At 65.7% G+C, this 23,888-nt stretch carries 14 protein-coding genes; 4 read left to right on the top strand and 10 right to left on the bottom strand.

The genetic code is table 11. From position 1 onward, the window contains the following. Position 1: 1 nt before the first annotated feature. From NZL82_RS12775 to NZL82_RS12765, 3 genes are all read right to left on the bottom strand, one after another. Positions 2 to 1,249, bottom strand: coding sequence for a NarK/NasA family nitrate transporter (locus NZL82_RS12775; protein ID WP_261270134.1), 1,248 nt, complete (start codon positions 1,247 to 1,249; stop codon positions 2 to 4). A gap of 367 nt (positions 1,250 to 1,616) precedes the next feature. After that, positions 1,617 to 2,825: a CmpA/NrtA family ABC transporter substrate-binding protein gene (locus tag NZL82_RS12770; RefSeq protein ID WP_261270133.1), complete on the bottom strand. Its 1,209-nt coding sequence runs from the start codon at positions 2,823 to 2,825 to the stop codon at positions 1,617 to 1,619. Next, positions 2,822 to 3,403 (bottom strand): ANTAR domain-containing response regulator, encoded by a 582-nt coding sequence (locus NZL82_RS12765; RefSeq protein WP_261270132.1) that lies wholly within the window; start codon positions 3,401 to 3,403, stop codon positions 2,822 to 2,824. Before NZL82_RS12765 ends, NZL82_RS12770 begins: the two co-directional genes overlap by 4 nt. A gap of 190 nt (positions 3,404 to 3,593) precedes the next feature. Here NZL82_RS12765 and NZL82_RS12760 point away from each other — a divergent pair, with 190 nt between their 5' ends. The 3 genes from NZL82_RS12760 to NZL82_RS12750 all read left to right on the top strand — a co-directional run bounded on the left by NZL82_RS12760 (position 3,594) and on the right by NZL82_RS12750 (position 8,848). Continuing rightward, positions 3,594 to 4,601, top strand: coding sequence for an arabinan endo-1,5-alpha-L-arabinosidase (locus NZL82_RS12760; RefSeq protein ID WP_261270131.1), 1,008 nt, complete (start codon positions 3,594 to 3,596; stop codon positions 4,599 to 4,601). Next, positions 4,598 to 5,641: a glycoside hydrolase family 43 protein gene (locus NZL82_RS12755; protein ID WP_261270130.1), complete on the top strand. Its 1,044-nt coding sequence runs from the start codon at positions 4,598 to 4,600 to the stop codon at positions 5,639 to 5,641. Before NZL82_RS12760 ends, NZL82_RS12755 begins: the two co-directional genes overlap by 4 nt. A gap of 297 nt (positions 5,642 to 5,938) precedes the next feature. Further along, positions 5,939 to 8,848 (top strand): TonB-dependent receptor, encoded by a 2,910-nt coding sequence (locus NZL82_RS12750; RefSeq protein WP_261270129.1) that lies wholly within the window; start codon positions 5,939 to 5,941, stop codon positions 8,846 to 8,848. 78 nt (positions 8,849 to 8,926) lie between these two features. Here NZL82_RS12750 and NZL82_RS12745 read toward each other — a convergent pair whose 3' ends face one another. Genes NZL82_RS12745 through NZL82_RS12725 form a run of 5 tightly spaced genes read right to left on the bottom strand, consistent with a single transcriptional unit; the run spans position 8,927 to position 16,861 of the window. Beyond that, positions 8,927 to 10,372 carry a GH1 family beta-glucosidase gene (locus NZL82_RS12745; RefSeq protein WP_261270128.1) on the bottom strand — a complete coding sequence of 482 codons (1,446 nt, stop codon included), beginning with the start codon at positions 10,370 to 10,372 and terminating at the stop codon, positions 8,927 to 8,929. 57 nt (positions 10,373 to 10,429) lie between these two features. Next, positions 10,430 to 12,235: a glycoside hydrolase family 9 protein gene (locus NZL82_RS12740; RefSeq protein ID WP_261270127.1), complete on the bottom strand. Its 1,806-nt coding sequence runs from the start codon at positions 12,233 to 12,235 to the stop codon at positions 10,430 to 10,432. Beyond that, the gene (locus NZL82_RS12735) at positions 12,232 to 13,857 is read right to left on the bottom strand and encodes a tryptophan halogenase family protein (RefSeq protein WP_261270126.1); all 1,626 of its coding nucleotides are present in this window, start codon (positions 13,855 to 13,857) and stop codon (positions 12,232 to 12,234) included. The genes NZL82_RS12740 and NZL82_RS12735 overlap by 4 nt, the downstream gene beginning before the upstream one ends. After that, on the bottom strand, positions 13,854 to 15,329 hold the full coding sequence (locus NZL82_RS12730) for a tryptophan halogenase family protein (protein WP_261270125.1): 1,476 nt from the start codon (positions 15,327 to 15,329) through the stop codon (positions 13,854 to 13,856). Before NZL82_RS12730 ends, NZL82_RS12735 begins: the two co-directional genes overlap by 4 nt. Beyond that, positions 15,326 to 16,861: a tryptophan halogenase family protein gene (locus NZL82_RS12725; RefSeq protein ID WP_261270124.1), complete on the bottom strand. Its 1,536-nt coding sequence runs from the start codon at positions 16,859 to 16,861 to the stop codon at positions 15,326 to 15,328. The genes NZL82_RS12730 and NZL82_RS12725 overlap by 4 nt, the downstream gene beginning before the upstream one ends. Before the next feature lie 232 nt (positions 16,862 to 17,093). On the opposite strand from NZL82_RS12725, the gene NZL82_RS12720 reads away from it, so the two are divergent. Then, positions 17,094 to 20,543: a TonB-dependent receptor gene (locus tag NZL82_RS12720; protein WP_314732889.1), complete on the top strand. Its 3,450-nt coding sequence runs from the start codon at positions 17,094 to 17,096 to the stop codon at positions 20,541 to 20,543. A gap of 255 nt (positions 20,544 to 20,798) precedes the next feature. On the opposite strand, the gene NZL82_RS12715 is transcribed toward NZL82_RS12720, so the two are convergent. Both NZL82_RS12715 and NZL82_RS12710 read right to left on the bottom strand, forming a co-directional pair. Beyond that, positions 20,799 to 21,377 carry a hypothetical protein gene (locus NZL82_RS12715; RefSeq protein WP_261270123.1) on the bottom strand — a complete coding sequence of 193 codons (579 nt, stop codon included), beginning with the start codon at positions 21,375 to 21,377 and terminating at the stop codon, positions 20,799 to 20,801. 106 nt (positions 21,378 to 21,483) lie between these two features. Then, positions 21,484 to 23,841, bottom strand: coding sequence for a TIM-barrel domain-containing protein (locus NZL82_RS12710; protein ID WP_261270122.1), 2,358 nt, complete (start codon positions 23,839 to 23,841; stop codon positions 21,484 to 21,486). Between the last annotated feature and the right edge of the window lie 47 nt (positions 23,842 to 23,888).

Below are 23,888 nucleotides of genomic sequence, written 5' to 3'. Positions count from 1 at the left end.
TTCAGATCCGCACCGTTCCGGCGGTCGCCCAATCGCGCCGCCAACGGGCCTTCACCAGCGTCAGTCCAGTGACCGCCAGGATACCGAGCGCCGCGAAGATCAGGAAGCCGGGCGAGAAGCTGCCCGTCCACTGCTTGGCGAAGCCCAGCGAGGAGGCGAGGTAGAAGCCGCCGATGCCGCCCGCCATGCCGACCAGGCCGGTCATCACGCCAATCTCGGCCGCAAAACGCTGCGGCACCAGCTGGAACACCGCGCCGTTGCCGACACCCAGCGCCAGCATCGACAGGACGAACAGCGCCAGCGAGGCGGTGAAGCCGTCGACCAGCGATACGCCGGTCAGGGTTGCGGCGGCGACCAGGAATACCGCGGTCAGCGCCTTCACGCCGCCGATCGCATCGGCGAGCGCGCCGCCCATCGGCCGCACCAGCGAGCCGGCGAAGACGCAGGCGGCGGTGGCGTAACCCGCCTGGATCGGGGTCAGGCCGAACCGGTCGGTGAAATAGATGGGCAGGCTGGCCGCGAGCCCGACGAACCCGCCGAAGGTGACGGCATAGAAGCCCATCAGCCACCAGGCATCGGCCTGCTTCAAGGGCGCGAGATATTCGACGAAACGGCGCGGCGGCGGTGCACCCGGTGCGTCCTTCGCCATCACCATATAGGCGATGAAGACGAGGCTCAGCGGGATGCAGGCCAGACCCAGCACCGCGTTCCAGCCGAACAGCTTGGCGAGCGCGGGAGCGAAGAGCGCGGCGAGCACCGTGCCCGAATTGCCCATGCCCGCCAGACCCATCGCCTTGCCCTGATGCTCGGGCGGATACCAGCGGCTGGCAAGCGGCAGCGCTATGGCGAAGCTGGCGCCCGCAAAGCCGAGGATCACGCCCAGCGCCAGCGTACCGCCGAAGCTGCTGACCTCGAGCATCCAGGCGGAGAAGAGACCCGCGATCACGATGATCTGGCTGATCGCGCCTGCACGCTTCGGCCCGATCCGGTCGACCAGCAGGCCGTTGACCACGCGCAGGATCGCACCCGCCAGCGTCGGCACCGCGACCATCACGCCCTTTTGCGCCGGGGTGAGGGCGAGGCTCGTCGCGATCTGCGGCGCGAGCGGCCCGAGCAGCACCCAGACCATGAAGGCCAGATCGAAATAGAGAAACGCCGCGATCAGGGTCGGCGTATGCCCGCTCGACCAGAAGCCGCCGTCATCGGCCGCCTTTTCCTTTTTGCTGCCATCCCAAAATGCTGTCGCCATTGTGCTACCCCCGATCCAAGCCCAAACGGAAAAAGCCGCCAGGACGTAAACCCGTGGGTCACATCCTGGCGGCTTCGTTGCCTCCAAGCGAAACGCGGGATGATCCCGCTTCCGCCAGCGCGCTACCCCGTCGTTGGAGCGGCGATCGCTGCTATCTCGTGCCCGACTCCATTGCCGGACGGATCGGAAATTGCCTGATTCGCCGTATCAGCGCAAGAGGCTTTCGCAATCGCAGCAAAAACACTCATTTCTCCCCTGTAAGGGGAGGTGGCGCGCGCAGCGCGTCGGAGGGGTGTCACCCTATCGAGAGCGGGACACCCCTCCGTCAGGGCTCCGCCCTGCCACCTCCCCTTACAGGGGAGAAATTTCAAGGCAATTCCGCGAGATACCCCGGAATATCGTCCGGATCGAACGCCCGCCCGTCGAAGAAGCGGTCGCTTCCCAAGACGAGCCGGCCTTGCGTCGAGCCCGCGCCGATCGGCTCGACCAACGCGCCCTCCAGCTTGGAACTGGCGCCCGGCAACGGCGCGCCCGAGCCTGCCAGCGCGGCGCGGTACAGGTCGGGGCGGAACACTCCCTGCGCAGTCGCGGCGTCTTCGGGTGAGAAGGGCAGGCCCCAGCGCACCATTTGCGCGTAAAGCCAACCCGCCTGGCTGCGCCACGGAAAATTCGCTGCTTCGCGATACTGGAACATGAAGTCGGGATAGTGGATCGGCTCGCCACCAGGGACGAGGCGAATGCGATCGGTGATCGCGCGCAGGATCGCATCGACCGGTGCGTCCAGATATTCCGGCCGCGCGAGGATGGTGGCACTGTCCTCCACGGTCGCCGGATCGACGAAATGCGCCGCCGCCGCATGAAGCGCACGGATCAGCCGCAGCACGCCGTCGCGTCGCTCCTCTGCCCGGTCGCCGCGCAGGGCGAGCACCTTTTCCACCCCGCGCCGCCAGATTTGCGCGGTGGCGAGCGCGATCCGGCCGACGCCGCGATCGACCGCGATCGAGTTCCACGGCTCGCCGACACAGATGCCGTCCACCTCGCCCGCCGCCAGCGCATCGGCGGCGAAGGGGGGGCTGGTGACGATGATCTCGACGTCGCTGTCCGGGCGGATGCCGACCCCGGCCAGCCAATAGCGGAGCATATAATTATGGCTGGAATGGCGATGCACGACGCCGAACCGCAGCGGCCGGCCCGCCGCACGCCGTTGTTCCGCCACCCGCGCCAACGCGGCCCCGATCGCGATCGGATCGCCCAGCGCCTCGCCCAGGCCTACCGCCTCGCCCAGCGCGATCGAAAAGGTAATGGCATTGCCGTTCAGCCCCAGCACGAACGGCACCGCCATCGGCACTGCCGGCCGGTCGCGGCCCAGCGCGGTCGAAATGGCGAGCGGCGCGACCAGATGCGCGGCATCGGTATGGCCATAGAGCAAACGGTCGCGCACCGCCGCCCAGGTCACGTCGCGGACCAACTGGACCTCGATACCCTCGGCCTCGGCAAAGCCCCGTTCGCGCGCCAGGATGGGAAGGGCGGCATCGACCAGCGGCAGGAACCCGATACGGAACATGTCGAGGCTCATGGCAAACCTCCCATCAGCTGCTCGCTGGTCACGATCGCCTCCGCCACGTCGGCGATGCGGCGATTGCTGGTCATGGCGTGGCTGCGCAACAACGCATAAGCGGCGGGTTCGGCAAGGCTCCGGCGGCGCATCAGGATCGCCTTGGCCCGGTCGATCACCTGCCGGTCGGCCAGCGCGGTCTTCGCTTCGGCCAACTCGGCCTGAAGCCGGGAAAAGGCCTGGAAGCGGCGCACCGCCAGATCGAGGATCGGCTTGATCCGCTGCTTGGCCAAGCCGTCGACGACATAGGCGGACACGCCCGCATCGACCGCCGCCATGGTCGCCTCGGCATCGGACTGGTCCACGAACATCGCGATCGGCCGGTCGAGTGCGCGCGACATGGTGAAGAAATCCTCCAGCACGTCGCGACTGGGGTTTTCGAGGTTGATCAGCACCACCTCGGGCGCGGCGCGCTCGACCTGGGCGGCAAGGGCCCCGGCGGGATCGATCACCACCAGATCGGTCAGCCCCGCCTCGCGCAAGCCATCGGAAATGATCGCGGCGCGCGTGCTGCTGGTATCGATGATGGCGATCCGCATGGCCGCTTGATGCCGTGTCATCCCGCGCTCGACAAGGGGATGCCGAACGACAAAGCAGCTTGCCTTGGCATATGTCCGACTATAGTCGGGTAGGGTGCCGGATCGACGCCGTGCGATCTCAATGACATGGACATAAGAGAGGACGCCGCCGCGCATGCGCCAATTGGGCCGATCCAGGAGCCTGTGTGTCATGCGCCTGATGCTCTTGACCGGTGCCCTGGTCCTGGCGGGACAGACGCTGCGATCCGCACCGCGCGACCTGACGCTGTCGGGCGACATCGTTCCCGCGCACGACCCCGTCCTGATCCGTGAGGGGCGCGTCTATTACTCCTACTCGACCGGGCAGCGCGGTCGCGGGCCGCTGGTGGCGCGGATGTCGCGGGACCTGCGGCGCTGGACGCCATTACCCTCTCCCCTGACCGCTATTCCCGATTGGGCGCTGGCGGCGGTGCCGGGTGCGAAGGATATGTGGGCGCCCGACATCGCGCGGGTCGGCGGGCGCTATCGGCTTTATTACTCGGTCTCCGGCTTCGGCAAGCAGCGTTCGGTGATCGGTCTGGCGACCGCTGCGACCCTTGATCCGGCGCGCCCCGATCATGGCTGGCGTGACGAGGGACCGGTGATCGCCTCGCAGGAGGGGGACGACTATAATGCGATCGACCCCGCCTTTGCCCGCGATCGGCAGGGGGGCGAGTGGCTCGCCTTTGGCAGCTTCTGGAGTGGGATTCAGTTGGTTCGGCTCGATCCGAAGACGGGAAAGCCCGCGCGTGACGCCAAGCCCGCGATGATCGCGCGGCGTATGCCGGGGCAGGGCGTGAATGCGATCGAGGCGCCGTTCATCATCGATCATGGCGGCTGGTACTGGCTGATCGTCTCGTTCGACTTTTGCTGCCGGGGAACGAAGAGCAGTTACCATCTGCGGATCGGTCGCGCGCGATCGATCGAGGGGCCGTATCTCGACCGATCGGGGCGCGCCATGCGGGAGGGCGGCGGCACCGTGTTGCTCCGGGCCGATGCCGAGGGACGTGACCGGTTTCGCGGTCCGGGCCATGCCGGCGTGCTGCATGACCGGGACGGCCGCGATTACCTGATCCACCATGCCTATGACGCGGCGGCCAAGGGGGCCTCGACGCTGCGGATCGCCCGGCTTCGCTGGGACGAAAGCGGTTGGCCCATCGTAGAGAAGGAGACGCCATGACCAAGATCGAGTTGACCCGTCGTGCCCTGGTGGCGGGTGGTGTGGCGCTGGCCGCGGCGCCCGCATGGAGCCGGAAGTCGAAGGCCGGCCTGGCCGAGCGGGTGACGAACCCGCTGGTCCGGCAACGCGCCGATACGCAGATCGCGCTTCAGGCGGACGGGCTCTATACCTTCATGGCCTCGGTCCCCGAATATGACCGGGTGATCCTGCGCCGAGCCAGGACCATCGGCGGTCTGGCCACCGCGCCGGAGACCGTGCTGTGGCGGCGGCCTGCATCGGGCAGGATGGCGGGCCATATCTGGGCACCCGAAATCCACCAGATCGATGGTCGCTGGTATGTCTATGTCGCGGCGGGTGATGGCGGCGATGTCTTCCATATCCGCACCTATGTGCTGCAATGCGACGGGGCCGATCCGGTGACGGGCAAATGGTCGCTGCTGGGTCAGTTGGAGACGCCGTGGGACACGTTCACGCTCGACTCCACGACCTTCGTGCATCGTGGCACCCGGTATCTGGCCTGGGCGCAGAAGGAACCGGGGATCGACACCAACTCCAACCTCTATCTCGCGCCGCTCGCCACCCCGACGACCCTTGCGGCGCGTCCCGCCCGGCTGACCGTGCCGACGCTGCCTTGGGAGGTTCAGGGGTTCAAGGTCGCGGAGGGGCCTGCGCCGCTGATCCGCAACGGCCGCATCTTCATGACCTATTCGGCGAGCGCGACCGATGCGCGTTACTGCATGGGCATGCTGACCGCGCGCGACGATGCCGATCTGATGGACCCCGCCGCCTGGACCAAGTCGCCCGAGCCAGTGTTCCGCACCGATGCCGCGCGGCATATTTATGGCCCAGGCCACAACAGCTTCACGGTCGACCGGGCGGGCAGGGACGTGCTCGTCTATCACGCCCGCGATTATGAGCGGATCACCGGCGATCCGCTCTACGACCCCAATCGCGATACGCGGGTTCAGCGATTCGGCTATCGCGCTGATGGCACGCCGGAATTCGGGCGGCCCGTCGCCAATGGCCCGATCTTGATCTAGATCGTCAGGTCCGGGGGCATGGCCCCCGGCCTACCATGTCGCTTTGCCAAAAAGACCGACAAGAGGCGATAAGTGTCGTCGCCATGGAAGCAGAATCTAAAATCTCCAAATACAATATGTTAGCACATTGATTGCGCTAACATTGCTGCGGCTGCGAACTTCATTGGTGTGACCGAAAATCCACGAAGTGAAGTCTGTCTCATTATTTTGTCATGCATGGCTTGACCGAATGAGGGGATAGTCTGACAAATGACCCCAAGAGGTACCGAAAGTTCGGACCATATGAGGGGAGTTCTGATGAGGCATCACGTCCTGTTGCTGTCGGTTGCGCCGTTGGCGCTGATCGCCGCGCCCGCTTCGGCCCAGACCGGCAACGCTGCCAGCACCACACAGACGTCCGATCCCAATGCGCCGATCGAAGCCCAGACGCAGGTGGGAATCCAGCAGGATGTACAGGAAGTTCCGGATCGTAGCCCGGTCCAGTCCTCGACCACCGGCCTGGAGGACGAGCAGGCCGACCCGCGCGACATTGTCGTCACCGGCTACCGCGCCAGCCTGGGCAGCGCGCAGGCGATCAAGCGTAACTCGGATGCGATCCTGGACGCCATCGTTGCGCAGGACATCGGCAAATTGCCCGACAATACGGCGGCGGAGTCGCTCGCGCGCGTGACCGGCATCCAGGTCAACCGGTACAGCGACGAAGTGACTCAGGTGCTGGTGCGCGGTCTGCCGGACGTGGCGACGACCTTCAACGGTCGCGACATCTTCACTGCCGAGAATCGCCGCGCCGCGCTTCAGGATTTCCCGGCGGGCGCACTTGCGGGTCTAGAAGTCTATAAGTCGGGCACCGCCGATCTGCTGGAACCCGGTCTGGCGGGTCTGATCAACGTGCGTTCGCGCCGCCCCTTCGATTTCGAAAAGGGCCTGACCGTCGCGGGCGGTATTCGCGGCACCTATAACGACCAGTCGAAGAAGTTCGACCCGCTGGGCAATCTGCTCATCAGCCAGCGGGCGGATACGGCAATCGGCGAGATCGGCTGGTTGATCAACGCCGCCTATACCCAGGCGCAATATCGCAACGCGGTCCGCTGGGCCGATGGCTATGTGACCAGCCCCAGCGCCAATTCGACGATCAGCCCCGCCTCGGCCGGTCGCGGCTGGCAGATCCCGGTCAATGTGGGCGTCTTTAACGACAGCGGCAAGCGTTGGCGCCCGGCCATCAATGCCAGCGCGCAGTGGCGTCCGGCGCACAATCTCGAAATCTATTATGACTTCCTGTACCAGAGCTATCGCGGCGAGATCGCCAATGACTGGCTGCGCGTGCCGGTCCTCGACGGCGCGCCGAGCTATACCAATGTCGTCCTGCGCGATGGAGAGCCGCGGCAGGTCGATAGCCTGACCAAGACCGGCGGTATCCGGCCCGAGGCGTATCGCAGCACGGCGAGCGCCTATACCAACACGTATCAGGTGGCGGGCGGAGCCAAATGGGATTTGGGCCCGGCCCATTTCTCGACTGACCTGGCGTATACCACGTCGGAATATGGCAGCGACGAATGGAGTTTCGACAGCGCCTTCTCGCGCGCGCCGACGGCTGACGTCCGGTTCTTCGTCGACAACGGATCGTCCTTCTCGCTGCCGGGCTTCGATCCGGCCGACCCGAACAACTATATCTGGCGCGGCTATTATGAGCGCACCTATCGCGTTCAGGGCAAGGGCTGGCAGTGGCGCGGCGATTTGGATTTCGAGACCAACCTGTCGCTGTTCCCCAAGCTTCAGATCGGTGTCCGGTGGACCGATCGCGATGCCTCGCTGCGTCAGGGCAATCGCTATGCCTATACCGAATGGCTGGCGATCCCGCTGAACCAGACGCCGACCGGCGACCTGGCGCTGACGCAGAACGCCTTCCGCGGCAATCAGGGCTTCACCAGCTGGCTGATGCCGACGCGGGAGGGGATTGCGGGGAACGCCGCCCAGCTTCGCCAATTCTCCTATGAAGCGTTGCAGAGAATCGTCGCGGGCAATCCGACCGACCAGGGTTATCGCGATGCGTTGAACCGCTTCGCCTCGCCGACGGTCCAGCTCGATCCGCTTTCTACCTTCCTGGCTCGCGAAAAAACCTATGCCTTTTACGGCCAGACCAAATATGAATTCGATATCGGGACCTTCCGCTTCGACGGACTGATTGGTGCGCGCGTTGTCAACACGGTCGGCCGCTATAGCGGCGTGTCGAACGTCACGTTCAACGGCGTGACCCGCGCCGAGCCGCGTAGCGTGAAGGCCAATTATGTCGACATCCTGCCCAATGTCAGCCTGCGCGTGCGTCCGACGGACAAGCTACAGGTCCGCTTCGGTTTCACGATCACCCGGACGAAGCCGGAATTCGGCCAGCTGAATCCGGCCATCTATATTTCGCAGAACACCGCGACGCCGGTGGCCGACCCCGTGCCGGACACGCGGTTCGGACCTGGGCTTCAGGGGCGTCCCGATGCCTATGGCAATGGCGGCAACCCGGACCTCCAACCACTGACGTCCAAGAACTTCGACGCGACGGTCGAATATTATTTCTCGCCGACGGCTTCGATTACCGCGGCGGCCTTCTACCGCGATCTGAAGGGCTTCATCAGCAACTATACCAACCGGACGCTTGACCCGGTCTATGGTCTGCTGGAAATCACCCGTCCGGAAAATGCGGGCAAGGGGCGGATCAAGGGTTTCGAACTGGGCGCACAGACTTTTCTCGACTTCCTGCCGGGCCTGTGGAGCGGGATCGGCGTCCAGGCCAACACGACCTTTCTGGTCGGCGAACAGCAATATCCCGCCAACGTCTTCCGCAGCGTAGGTGGGGCCACCGAGCCGCCCTTCGTTCGTATTCCGAATCTGTCGCGCTGGACCTATAACGTCGCGCTGTTCTACGAAAAGGGTGACGTCTCGACCCGGCTGTCGTTCAACAATCGCGATGCGTTCCTGAACAGCAACTTCGTCAACGCTCAGGGCGTGTATAACGGTGAGGGCACGACCCGCATCCAGCGGCTGGATTTCTCGTTCAACTACAACATTATGAAGGAAGTCACGATCACGTTCGACGCGGCCAATATTCTGGCGCAGCCATTCAACAACTATGCGCAATATGGCGATGGTCTGTCCTATCCGCGCGATATCCGCGACGAGGGCCGCTATTATGGCGTGGGGCTGCGCTTCCGCTTCTGATCCCTTTCCGTGATGGAATAAAGAAAGCCCGCCGGTCACCATGGGACCGGCGGGCTTCTTCGTTTCGCTGAGGAATAATCAGACCAGCGCGTTGCGGCGGATCAGTTCCTTATACCATTGCGCGCTCAGCTTCGGAGTGCGCTTCTGGGTGGCATAGTCGACATGGTGCAGGCCGAAGCGCAGGGCATAGCCATCGGCCCATTCGAAATTGTCCATCAGGCTCCACAGGAAATAGCCCTTGAGCGGGTATCCCTCCGCCGCCGCGCGACGGAACTGGCCCAGATAGTTGCGCAGATACATGATCCGGTCGCCGTCATCGACCATCCCCTTGTCGTTCAGCACGTCGTCGGCCGAGGTGCCGTTCTCGGATATGTAGATGGCCTTGGGCTTCCACATCTCGCTGACCGCGCGCACGCCCCAATAGGCGGCTTCGGGACCGACATAGAGCCAGGGCGAGGCCATGCGCGGCGAGTGCGCCAGATGGGGCAGGGGCGTATAGCCGCGCGGATCGTCGGGGTTCGCCTTGACGAAGGTCGGGGTGTAGATGTTGAGCGCGACGAAATCGAGCGGGCTGCCGATCGCGGCCATGTCGCCCGCCTGCACCTTGGGCGCATCGGCCCCCGCCGCCGACAGATAGCTGTCGATATATCGGCCTTCCATGACGGCGGTCAGGAACATGGCGTTTTCGTCGCGCATCGCCTTCTTGGTCGCCTCGATATGCTCGGGCGTCTCGATGACGGGCACGAAGATGCTGGCATTGTCCGCGATGCCCACCTCGGTCCCGGCCTTGGCATGGGCGCGGATCGCCTGGACGCCCAGGCCATGGGCGAGGACGCCGTGATGGCGGACCTGGTTCACCTGGCCCTGCGGCAGTTTCAGCCCCGGCGCGTGGATGCCGACCATATGCCCGAGATCGGTGAAGCAGCGCAGTTCGTTGACCGTCATGAAGCGGTGGACGCGATCGGACAGCTTGCCGGCCATGAACCCGGCATAGTCGGCGAACGCCTTGGCGGTGTCGCGATTCTGCCACCCGCCGGGCAGCGCCTGGGGCAAATCCCAGTGGAACATGGTGACGTTGGGCTGGATACCCGCCGCCAGCAACCCGTCGATCACGCGGTTGTAATAGTCCAGGCCCTTCTGATTGGGCTTGCCGCGCCCCTCGGGGAAGATGCGCGACCAGGCGATCGACATGCGGTACGCCTTGACGCCCAGATTCTGGAGGAGCGCGATGTCGTCCTTGTACCGGTGATAGCTGTCGCAGGCGACGTCGCCGGTGTCGCCATTGGCGACCTTGCCGGGGGTGTGCGAGAAGACGTCCCAGTTGGTCTGCCCGCGACCGTCCTCCTTCACCGCGCCCTCGATCTGGTAGGAGGCGGTGGCGCAACCCCAGAGGAAGTCCTTGGGAAAGCTCAAATCCTGTCCTTGAGCGGCGGCGGCACGAGCGGCGGCCAGGCTGCCTCCGCCCGTGGCGAGCGCGGCACCGCTCATCGCCATGCCGGTCTTCATGAAATTGCGACGGTCCATCTAAAATCCTCTCTGCAAATGATATGGTTTTTGTGATCGGAACAGGGGGCGACGGGGTCAGCGCGTAGGGGCCAAGGGGCGGGTCAGGTCGGTCGCGACCCAGACCAGCGGCGCGTTCCAGTTGATCGCGACCTCGTTATGGGCATAGGCGCGCGCATCGTCGATCCAGCAGCGTTGGCCGATGCAATGCCCCTTGAGCGGAGCCGATGCCGGTTCGGGAAAGCTGGTGCTGTTCGCGCCCCCGCTCAACACGCCCGGCGGCGGTCCGGGGGTCTTCGCATCGAACTGATGCGCCCAGAAGCGATGATGGGGGTTGGTCATCGGTTTCCACCCGAAGCCGCTGACATAGCTTTGATCGAGCGGGTTGCGGCCCAGCACATAGTCCATCGCATCGACGGCGGCGTCGCGATAGCGTTCCTCGCCCGTGAACCGCGCCGCCAGCGACAGGATCATCGCGCGACCCATCAGGACGCTGTTCGAGCCCCAGCTATAGGCGGTCGAGGCGTAGGGGATATGATAGCCCGACCGGGTTTCCTCCTCCACAAACCGGTCGGCGAGCGCGATCAGTTTGGCCCGTGCCGCCGTCCGTTCGGACGGGACGACGCCGGTGGCGGTCGCCAGGGTGATGGTGCCCAGCGCGGCGGTCCCGGCCCAGCTCGGCTCGGCGGTGAGCGGCGCGTCGTGGAGCGGCATTCGCTTCAGCGCCTCGGCCAGTTCGGGCATGCCGGTCGCGGCATAGAGTTCGGCGGTCGCCCAATACAGTTCGTCCGACAGGTCGCCATCGCCATAACCGCCGCTGCCATTGAATGCCTGCGCGGCATAGATGTCGGGGTTGCGCAACGCGGCCCTATAGGCCTTGCCCGCCGCGACGAGGCAACGCTTGGCAAAGCCGTCATCGATCCCCCGCCAGATGCGGGCGCATTGCGCGGCGGTGGCCGCAAGGTTCAGCGTCGCCGCCGTGCTGGGCGGATAGAGCAGCCGCTCTTCCCGATCGTCGGCCGGCGCGGTGGGCAGCCTGGTCCAGTTGCGGTCGGCGATCTTGTGATGCGCCATGCCCCCGGCATCGACGGGCGTCAGCCGGTATGGCCCGCGTCCCTGCCGCCCGACCGGCAATGCCAGCGTCTGCCCATCGGGCACCTGCATGGCGAGCAGGAACCGCATTTCCCACCGTGTTTCATCGAGCAGGTCGTTGATCCCGTTCCCGGCCTCGGGCAGTGTGGCGCTGCCATCGGGGAAGGGGGGCGATGCCGCGTCGATCTCATAGAGATTCTGCAGCATCCATAGCGAGATGCCGCCATTGACGACATATTTACCCTGGTCGCCCGCATCATACCATCCGCCGGTCACGTCGAGCCTATAGGGGCAGCCCGGCCAGTTCGTGCCCGCCAGATCGGGGCCCTTGAAGCAGGTCACGACCTCGCGCACATGACCCGCCGCGCGCGCCCATTGCGGGCTACCGGCAAAGCGTGCCTCGATCGCGACACCGGCGCGCTGCTGATAGAAGAAGTTGAGCGCCGCGCGTGCCAGGGGACGGTACAGCCCCGCCTCAATCGCGAAGGGGTGGCTGACCTGACCATCGACCCGCAGGCGATAGGTGCCGGGCGTGGCAAAGCTGCCGAAGTCGATCCGATGGACCTTGTCGCCCGATGCCGCGTCGGCGCCGAAAGGTGCGGTCCGCCCTTGCGCGACGACATGACCGCCTTCGTCCAGCAATTGCCATGGCAGCGGCGCCGATCCGATGGCGGCGAGGATCGCGCGCTTGGCCGTGTCGGGGCGGAATCCGATCTGGTTGAGATGCGGGCCAGGGGCGTCGCTGGCGCCGATCCCGATCAGCGCCAGCAGGGGAAGGACGATCCGTTTCATAACAGGGGACCTCGCGCGCCGGTCGCGCCTAGTGCGGTGCGGGTGAAATCGAAACCGCCGCCCGGTGCATCGGACGCTCCGGTCAGGCCGGGGGCCAATGGGGAGGGCGCGGTCATGCGCAGGAAATCGCCATGGCTCGGCAATCGCGCCGCCGTATCGGCATAGCCGCCGCGTATCTGCTCCAGCGCCTGCGCGACCAGATCCTCGTCCAGCGCATCGGCGGCAGGCTCCCAGCTTTGCGGGACCAGACCCTGGCCCAGGCACACCGCGACCCAACTGGGATTGGCGAACAGGTCATAGCCTTCGCGGAACAGCCGCCCCTTGCCCGCCCATAGCGCCATCTTACGCGACAGGCTTTCCGGCACCTCCATGGTGCGGACCCGGTCCCAAAAGGGTGTGTCGGTGCGCCGTGTGGCCTTGTAATGCAGGATGATGAAGTCGCGCACATCCTCGTACAGGTCGTGTATCTGGCGATTGAATTCGTCGCGCTCGGTGGGATCGAAGCGCGTGTCGGGGAACAGCGCGATCAGCCGCTGGATCGCCGCCTGCACCAGATGGATGCTGGTCGACTCGAGCGGCTCCAGAAATCCGCTCGACAGACCAAGCGCCACGACGTTGCGGTTCCAGCTTTTCCGCCTCCGTCCCGCCGTGAAGCGCAACTGGCGCGGTTCGCCCAGCAATTCGCCCTCCAGGCTGTCGACCAGTTGCGCGCGCGCCGCTTCGTCGTCCAGAAATTCGCTGCAATAGACCAGGCCATTGCCCATCCGGTGCTGCAGCGGGATGCGCCATTGCCACCCGGCGTCGCGTGCGGTGGCGCGGGTGAAGGGATCGGGCTCGCGCGGGTCGGGCAGGGCGCACGGCGCCGCGACCGCGCGGTCGCAGGGCAGCCACCGGGCATAGCTTTCATACCCCGTCTCCAGCGCTTCCTCGATCAACAGACCGCGAAAGCCCGAGCAGTCGATGAACAGGTCGCCCTCGATCCGCCGTCCATCGGCCAGCGTCACCGCCTCGACATGGCCATCCTCGGGGCGCAGATTCACCGCGTCGATCCGCCCCTCGATCCGGGTGACGCCGCCGCGCTCGGCATAGCCGCGCAAGTAACGGGCATAGAGCGAGGCATCGAAGTGGAAGGCATAGAACAGCTCGCGGATCGGCGAGCGGGCATCCGCCTTGGCGCGGCCGAAGCGTCGCTGCCGCGCCGCGACCGCGCTCATCGACCAGTCGGCGATGTCGGGAATCGCCCGGCGGTTGCGCTCGCGCAGCCAGAGCTGGTGGAAATGCACGCCCTGAAGGTCGTGGCCGAACCGACCAAAGGGATGGAAATAGCGCTCGCCCTTGTCGCCCCAGTCGACGAACTCGATCCCCAGCTTGAACGTACCACCGGTCGCGGCAAGAAAGTCATTCTCGTCCAGCCCCAGCATTTGGTTGAAGGTAATGATCGGCGGGATCGTCGCTTCGCCGACGCCGACCGTACCGATTTCCTCCGATTCGATCAGCGTCACCTGCGTATAGCCGTTGTTCAACAGCCGGGCGAAGGCGGCGGCGGCCATCCAGCCGGCGGTGCCGCCGCCGACGATGACGACGCGGCGGATGCTATGGTCATGGGGGGGCGTCACGCTCATCGGGCAAGGCGTCTCATCTGGGCCGCGCGCCATTCGGCGTGGGCGGGGATTTGGGGCAGAGCGTCGGTAATGGCGTCCGACAGGCGGCTCATGACCGCCTGCACCTCGGTCGCCGACACGCCATGGACGAGCGGATCGATACGGCGCGGCAGGAACCCCTGGCCCAGCAATATCGCGGCCCAGCTGTCCCGCGCGAAGGTTTCTTCCTCGTAAAAGGGCAGGCGGCCCCGCTCGGCGAACTGGCTCAGCGTGTGGGCGAGGCTGGCGGGGGGCTCGGCTCGCGCGACCGCCTGCCACATCGGCTCGGGGCGGCGTGCGGTGCGGTAATGGGCGGCGAGGAAATCGCGCATCCGCTCCGCCTCGGCCAGTGTCTGGCGGTTGAAGTCCGCCGCCTCTACCGGGGCCATGGCACGGTCGGGCAGCATCGTGATCAGCCGGTCGATCGCGCTCAATGCCAGATGGAGATTGCACCATTCCAGCGGCTCGATCTGGGTCGCGGCATCGCCGATCGCGATGCAATTGCCCCGCCAGGCCTGGGGGCGCGTGCCGGGGCGGACCGTGATGGGGGGCGCGACCGACGAGCCATCCTTCGCCAGCATCGCCGTCGCTTCGGCATCGGGCAGATGGGCGCTCGAATAGGCAAGGCCGGTTTGCTCGCCGCTCGACCATTGCCAACCCGCCCGATGCGCGGAGACGGTGGTCAGTACCGGAGCCCCCTCGCCAGACGGACGCCTGCCGAGCAACACCCGGTCGCAGGGCAGCCACGCGCTCCAATCCTGCCGATCCGCGTCGATCGCGCCGCGCAGCATGGCCGCCGGGCCGCTGGCATCGATGAACAGGTCCGCGGTCAGCGTCCGGCCCTGCTCCGTGGTGACGGAGGCGACGTGGCCGCGATCGTCCAGGCGAACCTCCGCGACCGCACCGACCATGTCCCGCACACCGATATGCTGGCCAAAGGCGCGGATCATCGCCGGATGGCGGGTCGGGTCGAGGGTCAGGCCGAAGTCATGCGCGCCGAAGATACCGCCGGACGCGGGCGGGGCGAAACGGCCATCGCGAGCGATCCGCGCGGCGGGGGAATAGGCATCGAAAGGCTGCGCCATGCCATTGCGTGCGGAACGTACCCAATGGAGGTGGAACGCCGCCGGACCAATGGCATGGCCATAGGGGCCATAGGCATGGACATAATCGGGCAACCCCTCCGCCCAGCCGACGAAGCGCGTGCCCAGGCGATAGCCTGCCCCGGCGCGCGTCACCCCGTCATCCACGCCGATGCCCAGGTCGGCCTGAAACCCCGGAAGCGAGGGCAGGGTGCACGTGATGCGGTCTGCCAACGCCGCCGCCGCGACTGGTGTCGCCAGCAGGGTTACGTCGAGAAACGGCGCGCGGCGCTTCAGCGCGGCGGCGGCGTACCAGCCGGTCAGCCCGCCGCCGACGACCAGCACGGTCCGGATCGGTCCCGCCGCTGTCATGCCGCGTCCACCATCGGGCAGTAGCGCGCCAGAAAGCCGCGATGATCGGGCCGCATGGCGACGTCGCGCGCAATCTCGACGCGAAGATCACCCACGGCACGCAGCAGGTCGGCGCTGCCCGCCACATCGGCGCGCGGGTCCCATCCTTCGGGCACGATGCCCTGGCCCAGATAGACCGCGATCCAGCTGGCATCCAGGAACACGCCCTCGCGATACTTCACGACGCGGGCGCGTCGGCGCCAAAGGTCCAGCTTTTCGGCCAGACTATCGGGTATCTCCATCGTCCGGACGTAATTCCAGAACGGCGAATCGTCCCGGTCCGTCGCGTGGTAATGGAGGATCAGGAAGTCGCGAATTCGGTCATATTCCAGATCAATGATCCGGTTGAACTCGTCGCGGTCGGAGGCACTGGCCTGCCGGTCCGGAAACAGTTCGATCAGCGCGGTAATCGCCTGCTGGACGAGATAGATGCTGGTCGATTCGAGCGGTTCGAGAAATCCGCTGGCGAGGCCGATCGCGACACAATTGCCGACCCAGCTCCGGCGACGCCGCCCCGCCTTGAAACGGAGCAGGCGGGGGGCGGCCAGCGGCTCGCCCTCGATCGCCTGTTCCAGCGCGAGGGCGGCGTCCCCATCGGCGATGAAGTCGCTGGCATAGACATAGCCATTGCCGGTCCGATGCTGGAGCGGAATGCGCCAGCGCCATCCGGCGGGCATCGCGATCGCGCTGGTATAGGGCGTGACGGCGGTTTCGGTCCGGCACGGCATCGCCACCGCCCGGTCGGTGGGCAGCCATTTCGACCAATCCTCGAACGGCTCCGCCAGCGTCTGGCCCAGCAGCAGCGAGCGGAAGCCCGAGCAGTCGATGAACAGGTCGCCCTCGACCCGCTCGCCACCTGCCAGCGTGACCGCGCGGATCAGCCCGCTCTTGCCGTCTCGCTCGACATCGACGACCATCCCCTCGGTCCGTACCGCACCGGCCTCCTCGGCCAGACCACGCAGATAGGGGGCGAAGAGCAGCGCGTCGAATTGATAGGCATAGCCGAAGGTGGATGGTAACGATCCCTCGCCGCGAACGGGATGGTCGAACCGCGCTTCGCGCGCCAACTTGCAGGCATAGGAGAGTTCATCCAGCGGCGGCAGGTCATGCCCCTCGCGGCGCAGCCGCGTCCAGTAATGATGGAAGTCGATCGCGCCACTGCCGCGCCCGAAGGTGCCGAACGGGTGAATATAGCTATCCCCGATTCGGCCCCAATCGCGAAACTCGATCCCCAGCTTGAAGGTCGCCCGGGTGCGCGCCATGAATTCGGACTCGGGGATGCCAAGCCGTTCGTTGAAAGCGCGAATATGGGGCAGGGTGGCCTCGCCGACACCGACGACGCCGATCGCCTCCGACTCGATCAATCGGACGGTGCACTGTCCCGAAAGGAGACGGGCCAGAGCGGCGCCTGCCATCCATCCGGCCGTGCCGCCGCCCACGATGACGACCCGCACCCGTTGTTGCGTCACCTTTCGTTCCCCCTCCAGACCCATGAAAATCGGGCCGTTTCGTCATTTCATGCCGTGCCGCACGCCGCTCCGCAATCCGCCAGGGACCTAGCGTTGCAGGAATGGCGCACCTCCGACCGGATCGGACGTTTATAAGTAAAGCATCTTGTCGAAACATTGCTGGTAGCGCAATCACGAGTCCAAGGATCGCGTCGATGAGCGTGATTTCGACCTAAATAACGACGCCAAGGTGGCGCGTACAAAGGGGGGGATGACCATGATGCGCAACGTTGCGCCCTTCAATGCCAATCGTTTCCATCGGCTTCTCATCGGCGCTTCCGCCGGTGCCTTGTGCGTCGCCGGGTTGAGCATGCCCGCCATGGCGCAGACCGCCGATCCGCAAACGACGGCCGATTCGGACCAAAGCTCGACCTCGCCGACCGGTGCGGTTGCGGGCCAGGGTACCGCCGGTTCGACCACGCCGCGCACCAGCGCGAGCGCCGAGGCCGCCGGCGCACAGCCGCCCGCAGGCGACGATGTCGTCGACGAAAAGGAAGTCGTCGTCACCGGCATCCGCCAGAGCCTGGCCAATGCGCAGTCGATCAAGCGCAACTCCGACACCGTCGTCGACGCGATCACCGCCAGCGACATCGGCGCGCTGCCCGACCGCTCGGTGACAGAGGCGCTCCAGCGCGTTCCCGGCGTGTCGATCAGCCGCTTCGCCGCCGCCAACGACCCCGACCACTTCTCGGTCGAAGGCTCGGGCGTCGCGGTGCGCGGCTTGACCTTCGTCCGTTCCGAGTTCAACGGCCGCGACACCTTCTCGGCCGGTATCGGCGGCCAGGCGATCAACTTCTCCGACGTCCCCGCCGAACTGCTCGGCTCGGTCGAGGTGTACAAGAACGCCACCGCCGAACTGATCGAGGGCGGCCTTGCCGGTACGGTCAATCTGAATACGCGCAAGCCCTTCGACAACAAGGGCTTCCACCTGGGCTTCACCGCCGAGGGCAATTATGGCGACTTCAAGAAGAAGTGGTCGCCGACCGGCTCGCTGCTGGTCAGCAACACCTGGGATACGGGCATCGGCCGCCTCGGCCTGCTCGGCAATATCTCCTATTCGCGCGTCCGCAGCCGCGCGGACAGCATCCGCATCACCAACATCCAGACCCGCGACAACACGCTGGCGCTGGCGGCCAACTCGACCACGGCGCAGAACTGTCGCAACCCGCTGCCCGGCACGGTCGACCAGACCACGCTGCCCGTCGGCGGCACGACCGGTTTCGCATGCGGCGCGGCCAGCACCGCGGGCGCGGACGGCTATCTCGACCCGGCTTCGCTGCGCTACGCCCCGATCGGCGGCCAGTTTGCGACCCAGGAATTCGATCGCAAGCGTGACGGCATCGCACTGGCCGGTCAGTGGCAGAGCCGGGACGAGCGGACGGTCCTGACCGCTCAGTTCCTGCGCACCCACACGATCAACAACACGTCGGAGCGGACGTTCGAGACCGCGCCCGATCTGGCCGAATACAACACCTATCCGGTCGGCTGTCTTCAGAACAATCTGGGGCCCGCCAACTCGACGATCGCGCAGTGCCCCACCGGCACGACCAAAAATTATGTTTATGACGCCAATGGCCTGTTCCAGTCGGGCTATATCACGGCGCCGGGCAACGGTTATCGCGCATCGTGCAGTGGCAATGCGACCTGCTGGGTCCCGACCGGCGGTACGCAGCAGTCGCTGGCGCGCGGCATGACCCGTGACGAGAACACCGTCACCGACTTCGGCCTGAACCTGAAGACCGAGTTGAACGACCATTGGTCGGTCAACCTGGACGGCGACTATACCCGCGCCAAGAAGACCAGCACCGACCTGCGCGTGTTCGGTTCGACCTTCGCGGACTCGGAACTCGACCTGTCGGGCAACCTGCCGGTCGTGATTCCGCACAAGCCCTCCACGCTGCAGGCAAGCTGGGCGACGCCGAACCCGACGCTGAACCAGCAGAGCGATGCTGATTACTTCGCCAACCGGAACGTCCAGTTCTGGCGCGCGGCGATGGACCATCTGGAGGAGAGCACCGGCCGCGAATATGCGTTCAAGGCCGATGTCGACTATAAGTTCGACGACGGCAGCTTCTTCACCCATGCCAAGTTCGGCGCGCGCTACGCCGATCGTGCGTCGGAAGTGCGCTACACCACCTATAATTGGGGTGCGCTGTCGGAAGTGTGGTCGGGTACCAACCCGGTGTCGTTCGCGCAACAGCCCGGCCAGACCGAGCTCTACACCTTCCCCAATTTCTTCCGTGGTGCGACCAACGGCTCGCCGTCGGCCTATTACTACACCGGCAACATGACGGAGAATTATCAGCAGGCCGCCGCCTATTTCCAGTCGATCGGCAATCTGTGGAAGACGGCCAATGGTTCGACCGCCACGACGTGGTCGCCGCTGGCCCAGCGTGCGGGCGTCGTCGCGGGCACGCCGTATCTGCCGTCCGAAATCCAGCTCGTGAACCAGCAGGACAAGAACGCCTATGCGCAGCTGAACTTCGCCACTCCGGGCAATTTGTTCGGCGATGTTCGGATGAGCGGCAATATCGGCGTCCGCTATGTGCTGACCGACGTGACGTCGTCGGGCTCGATCGGCGCGCCGACGCGGGATCAGACCGGTACGACCGATGCGTTCGCCACCCGTTGCGCCATCGTCACCACGACCCGTCCCGACGGTACCACCGTCACGGGCCGTCCGGCCGGCATCTGTCAGCTGGGCGAGGCCGCCTATAACAACATCCAGGCCTTCTCGACCGGCGTGACCCTGCCCGATACGGCGCGGAGCCAGTATCACTACTTCCTGCCCAGCGCGAACCTGAAGTTCGGCATCGGGCGCGACGTGGTGCTGCGTCTGGCGGCGTCGAAGGTCATGACCCGTCCGGACTTCGCGAACATCCGCAACTTCCTGCAACTGGGCTTCGATTCGACCAGTGGTCAGATCACGGCGACCGCAGGCAATCCATACCTGAAGCCCGCGACCGCGTGGCAGTTCGACGCGACCGTCGAATGGTATTTCGCCCGCGTGGGCCAGCTGTCGGTCGACGTCTTCTACAAGTCGGTGAAGAACTTCTTCTACCAGTCGGTCACGACCCGCGACATCACCAGCAACGGCATCACCCAGTCTGTGCTGGTGCGTGGTCCGTCCAATTATGAGGGCGCCGGCAAGATCAAGGGTGCCGAGGTTGCCTATCAGCAGACCTTCGACTTCCTGCCGGGGCTGCTCAGCGGTTTCGGCGCCAGCGGCAGCTATACCTATATCGACAGCTCGGGCCTGCCCAACTCGTTCCTGAACGGCGGTGCACCGGCCAACAACTCGAACATCAAGCCGGGCAACCTGCCGCTTGAGGGCCTGTCGAAGCACACGGTGAACGCCGCACTCTTCTACGAAAAGGGTCCGGTCTCGCTGCGTGCGGCGTATAACTGGCGCTCGAAGTATCTGCTGACCCCGGCGGACGTGATCTTCCCCTACACCTCCATCTATCAGGATGCGGGCGGTCAGCTCGACGCGTCGGCGTTCATCAACATCAACAAGTATCTGAAGATCGGCGTGCAGGGCGTGAACCTGGCCAATCAGGTCATCAAGACCCAGCAGGCCTATATCAGCGGTTCGACCGCGACCGCGCCGCGCTCGTACATCGTCAACGACCGCCGCTTCTCGTTCGCGCTTCGCGGCACCTTCTGATCCGCGGTAAGGGCCGGGCCCTTCGGGGTCCGGCCGGGATGACGAACAAAACACCGCCCGCTTCCACTTCGGAGGCGGGCGGTTTTCTATGTCAGCAAGATCCCTACCCGCCGTTCTACCCGAGCGAAGTCGAAGGCCAAGGAGCGCCCTCCGCCAAGAGGCGCGTCCGGGGCGTGCACTTCGACTTCGCTCAGTGCGAACGGCTGTTTGGAGTAGGGCCGGCCGGGGCAATCACGTACCGCCCCGACCACCGGCTCAGTTACGCGGCAGCTTCGACCGGTCGAAGTTCGGCCCCAGGTCGATCAGGAAGGCCGGGCCGACCTCGATCACCTGCTTGGCTCCAGCGAGCTGGACCGAGATATTGGCCTTGCCCGCTGCAAAGGCCTGGGCCGCGACGCCGGTCACGAAATAGCGTTTCCACGTCGATCCGACCTGAAGCGGTTCGCTGGTGATCGTCGGATAGGGAGGCTCTGCGCCGCCCATGGCGACGGGGATCGTCACCGTCTGTCCCTCGGCCGCATCCGGCGCACGCAGGAAGACCATGGTCATCAGCGTATCGCCCGCCGCGATCGGCTTGATCGTCGGATAGGTCACGCCGCTGTCCCAGGGATTGGCGCCCGCCTTGGTCACTTTAATCTGCACGGCATTGCCGCCGGGAACGTCGGATGCGGGGACCTGCTTGGCAGTCTGGTTGGGGCCGTAAGGGGCCCAGCCGATGCCGGGTGCGTTCACCGCCTTGTCGAAGATGCTGGGCTGGGCCGCCGCGCTGGGGGCTGCCTGGACGGCCGCTCCCGCCGGCAGGGCCGCGATCAGCAGGGCCATAAATCCGATCATGATCCTTCTCCTCCTCTTTCGGCCGGTTTGTCCGGTCCGTCCACAAAAACGATTGTATTCCTTGGGTTAAAAATGGCCCGGCCCCCTTGGGGAGCCGGGCCTGATCTTACTGGCCGACGATTTTGACGAGCGGTTCGACCGATTGACCGGTCGGCAGGCGACCGCTGGCGGTCAGGCGGCGGGCCTTGTCGTCCCACCGCAGCGTCGCGCTGCGTCCGCCCGTCTTGCGATAGGCGTTGGTGGTGCCGTCATCGTCATACAGCGTGAAGCTGGCGTCGCGGCCCGGATAGACGCGGATGCTCTCCAGCCCTTGCGCGGTGGCGGTGCTGGGTACCTGCACCCCCATCGGTACGATCGACCCGGCGCGCACGAATAAGGGGATATGATCGATGGGCGCGGCGGCGTCGATCCACTGGCCACCCGTGTAGCGCTTGTCGGTCCACCAGTCGTACCAGTCGGCCCCGGCGGGCAGGTACACCCGGCGCGATGTCTGGCCCTGTTCGGTGACGGGTGCGACGAGGAAAGCGGGGCCGAACATATATTCGTCGCCCAGATCCTTGACCGCCGGATCATTGGGGAAGTCCATGAAGAGCGCGCGCATGAAGGGCGCGCCGGTCTGGCTGGTCTGCCGCCCCAGCGCATAGAGATAGGGCATCAGCGCGTAACGCAGCCGCAGGATGTTCGCGAGAATGGGCTCGGCAGCGGTGCCATAGTCCCACAGCGCGGTGCCCGGCCGCTGACCATGGATGCGCAGTGTAGGCGTGAAGGCGTTATACTGAAACCAGCGGACGAACAGCTCCGGATAGTCGCGGTACGACGGTGCCATCGCGGTCGCCCCCGACGGGTCCACCAGCACCGGGCGTTGCGCCTCCGGCCCGTTCGGCCATTGCCAGCCGCCCGTATCGCTCGACCAGTATGCGATGCCGCTTGCCGTCATGCCGAGGCCTGCGGGCACCTGACGCTTCAGCGCTTCCCAATTGGACTGCACGTCCGACGACCAGAACAGGCAGCCATTGGCCTGCGTCCCCAGATAGGCAGCGCGGCACAGGATCATGTTGCGCATGTCCGGACGGTCGCGCGCCGATCCATCCGCGACGCTGGACGTGTGGAGCAGCGGATAGACGTTGCGATAGCGGTCGCCCGACCCGATGGCATAGAAATGCCCTTCCGGCACCAGATCGGGTTCGGTCTCGTCCAGCCAGGCATAGTCGAAGCCTTGGGAAAAGATGTTGTCGCGGATCTTGCCCCAGAACCACGCCCGCGCCTCCGGGTTGGTGCTGTCGATCAGCGCGCCCGCGCGGTCGGAGCGGATCGGCAGGCCGTCGACCGGATTGCCGTCCTTGTCCTTCATCAGCCAGCCCTTGGCCGCCAGCGTGTCGAACCAGCGGCTCTCGCGCTCGAAGCGCGGCCAGATGCTGATGATGCTGTGCATCCCCATCGATTTGAGATGCGCGTTCATCCCCGCCGGGTCGGGAAAGGCGGTGCGGTCGATGTCGAGTTGTCCCATCCGCGTCCAGTAGAACCAGTCGAGCACCATGACGTCGAGTGGCAGGCCGCGCTTGCGGTAACCATCGGCGATCTCGGTCAACTGGCCTTGCGTCTCATAGCGGGCTTTGCTCTGGATGAGCCCGAAGGCGGCCTTGGGTGGCAGCGGCGTCGCGCCGGTCAGTTTGGCATAGCCCGCGTAAAGTTCGTCGGTCGTCTTGCCCGCGATGACGAAGAAGGACACGCGCTCGCCCACATTGGAGGCGAATTTGGTCGCGTTCAGCAGGCCGGGCGAGACGGTGGTCGCGGAAGGATTGTCCCACAGGATCGCATAACCCTTGTCCGTCACCATGAAGGGCACGCAGACCGACTCCCCGCCGGGGCGGTCATAATCGTGACGGCAGTCGATGGTCCGTCCGCGCAGGTTGAGAGCGCCGTCCTGATATTGACCGAGGCCGTAATAATGGGTGTCGGGGGTATCGGCGAAGCTGGCGCCGGCGCGGAAGGTCTTCTCGCCCGAGACGGTGTGGGGCGCCATTTCCCACCCGGTCATCCGGGTCAGCAGCTTGCCGTCGGGTCCGGCGAAGCTGATCGAGACGGGCGGGAGCGAGGGCGCGAAATAGCGCTCCATCTGGCTGGGCGGCTTGGGCCAGGGCTGGGCAGCAACCGTCACGGTCATGCCGGGCGAGGCGAAAATGTCGCCGCTCGTATCGCTTCGGTGCGACCAGCCGCCGGTATCGCTCTTCGCGATCAGGCCATAGCCCGGCTTGGCCTCCGCTTCGGCGCGATCGGTGGCGATGGTGACGCGGACGATGCCGGGGCCGTAGGGCTCGACCGAGACGAGCGCGCCGTTGCGCTCGACGGTCGCCAGCGGGTCGGCGGCCAGTGCGAGGGGCGCGACGCCCGCCAGTAGCGCCGACGCGGCCCAGGCCCAGCGCCACCGACCGCCCAGCGCCTTGGCGCACGCATTGCCCCGCATATTCATCCCCTCGAATAACGAAATTGATTTGTTTGAAGGCTACCCTA

This window comes from Sphingomonas sp. LC-1 (assembly GCF_025371035.1).
Lineage (GTDB): Bacteria > Pseudomonadota > Alphaproteobacteria > Sphingomonadales > Sphingomonadaceae > Sphingomonas > Sphingomonas sanguinis_E.
The sequence above is the reverse complement of the archived record's forward strand: the minus strand, read 5'-3'. Positions and strand labels throughout refer to the sequence as shown.

What these genes read in the sequence shown, in the direction of transcription:
- NZL82_RS12775 (WP_261270134.1), bottom strand. Translation starts at nt 1,249, where the DNA reads ATGGCGACAGCATTTTGGGATGGCAGCAAAAAGGAAAAGGCGGCCGAT.
- NZL82_RS12770 (WP_261270133.1), bottom strand. Translation starts at nt 2,825, where the DNA reads ATGAGCCTCGACATGTTCCGTATCGGGTTCCTGCCGCTGGTCGATGCC.
- NZL82_RS12765 (WP_261270132.1), bottom strand. Translation starts at nt 3,403, where the DNA reads ATGCGGATCGCCATCATCGATACCAGCAGCACGCGCGCCGCGATCATT.
- NZL82_RS12760 (WP_261270131.1), top strand. Translation starts at nt 3,594, where the DNA reads ATGCGCCTGATGCTCTTGACCGGTGCCCTGGTCCTGGCGGGACAGACG.
- NZL82_RS12755 (WP_261270130.1), top strand. Translation starts at nt 4,598, where the DNA reads ATGACCAAGATCGAGTTGACCCGTCGTGCCCTGGTGGCGGGTGGTGTG.
- NZL82_RS12750 (WP_261270129.1), top strand. Translation starts at nt 5,939, where the DNA reads ATGAGGCATCACGTCCTGTTGCTGTCGGTTGCGCCGTTGGCGCTGATC.
- NZL82_RS12745 (WP_261270128.1), bottom strand. Translation starts at nt 10,372, where the DNA reads ATGGACCGTCGCAATTTCATGAAGACCGGCATGGCGATGAGCGGTGCC.
- NZL82_RS12740 (WP_261270127.1), bottom strand. Translation starts at nt 12,235, where the DNA reads ATGAAACGGATCGTCCTTCCCCTGCTGGCGCTGATCGGGATCGGCGCC.
- NZL82_RS12735 (WP_261270126.1), bottom strand. Translation starts at nt 13,857, where the DNA reads ATGAGCGTGACGCCCCCCCATGACCATAGCATCCGCCGCGTCGTCATC.
- NZL82_RS12730 (WP_261270125.1), bottom strand. Translation starts at nt 15,329, where the DNA reads ATGACAGCGGCGGGACCGATCCGGACCGTGCTGGTCGTCGGCGGCGGG.
- NZL82_RS12725 (WP_261270124.1), bottom strand. Translation starts at nt 16,861, where the DNA reads ATGGGTCTGGAGGGGGAACGAAAGGTGACGCAACAACGGGTGCGGGTC.
- NZL82_RS12720 (WP_314732889.1), top strand. Translation starts at nt 17,094, where the DNA reads ATGATGCGCAACGTTGCGCCCTTCAATGCCAATCGTTTCCATCGGCTT.
- NZL82_RS12715 (WP_261270123.1), bottom strand. Translation starts at nt 21,377, where the DNA reads ATGATCGGATTTATGGCCCTGCTGATCGCGGCCCTGCCGGCGGGAGCG.
- NZL82_RS12710 (WP_261270122.1), bottom strand. Translation starts at nt 23,841, where the DNA reads ATGCGGGGCAATGCGTGCGCCAAGGCGCTGGGCGGTCGGTGGCGCTGG.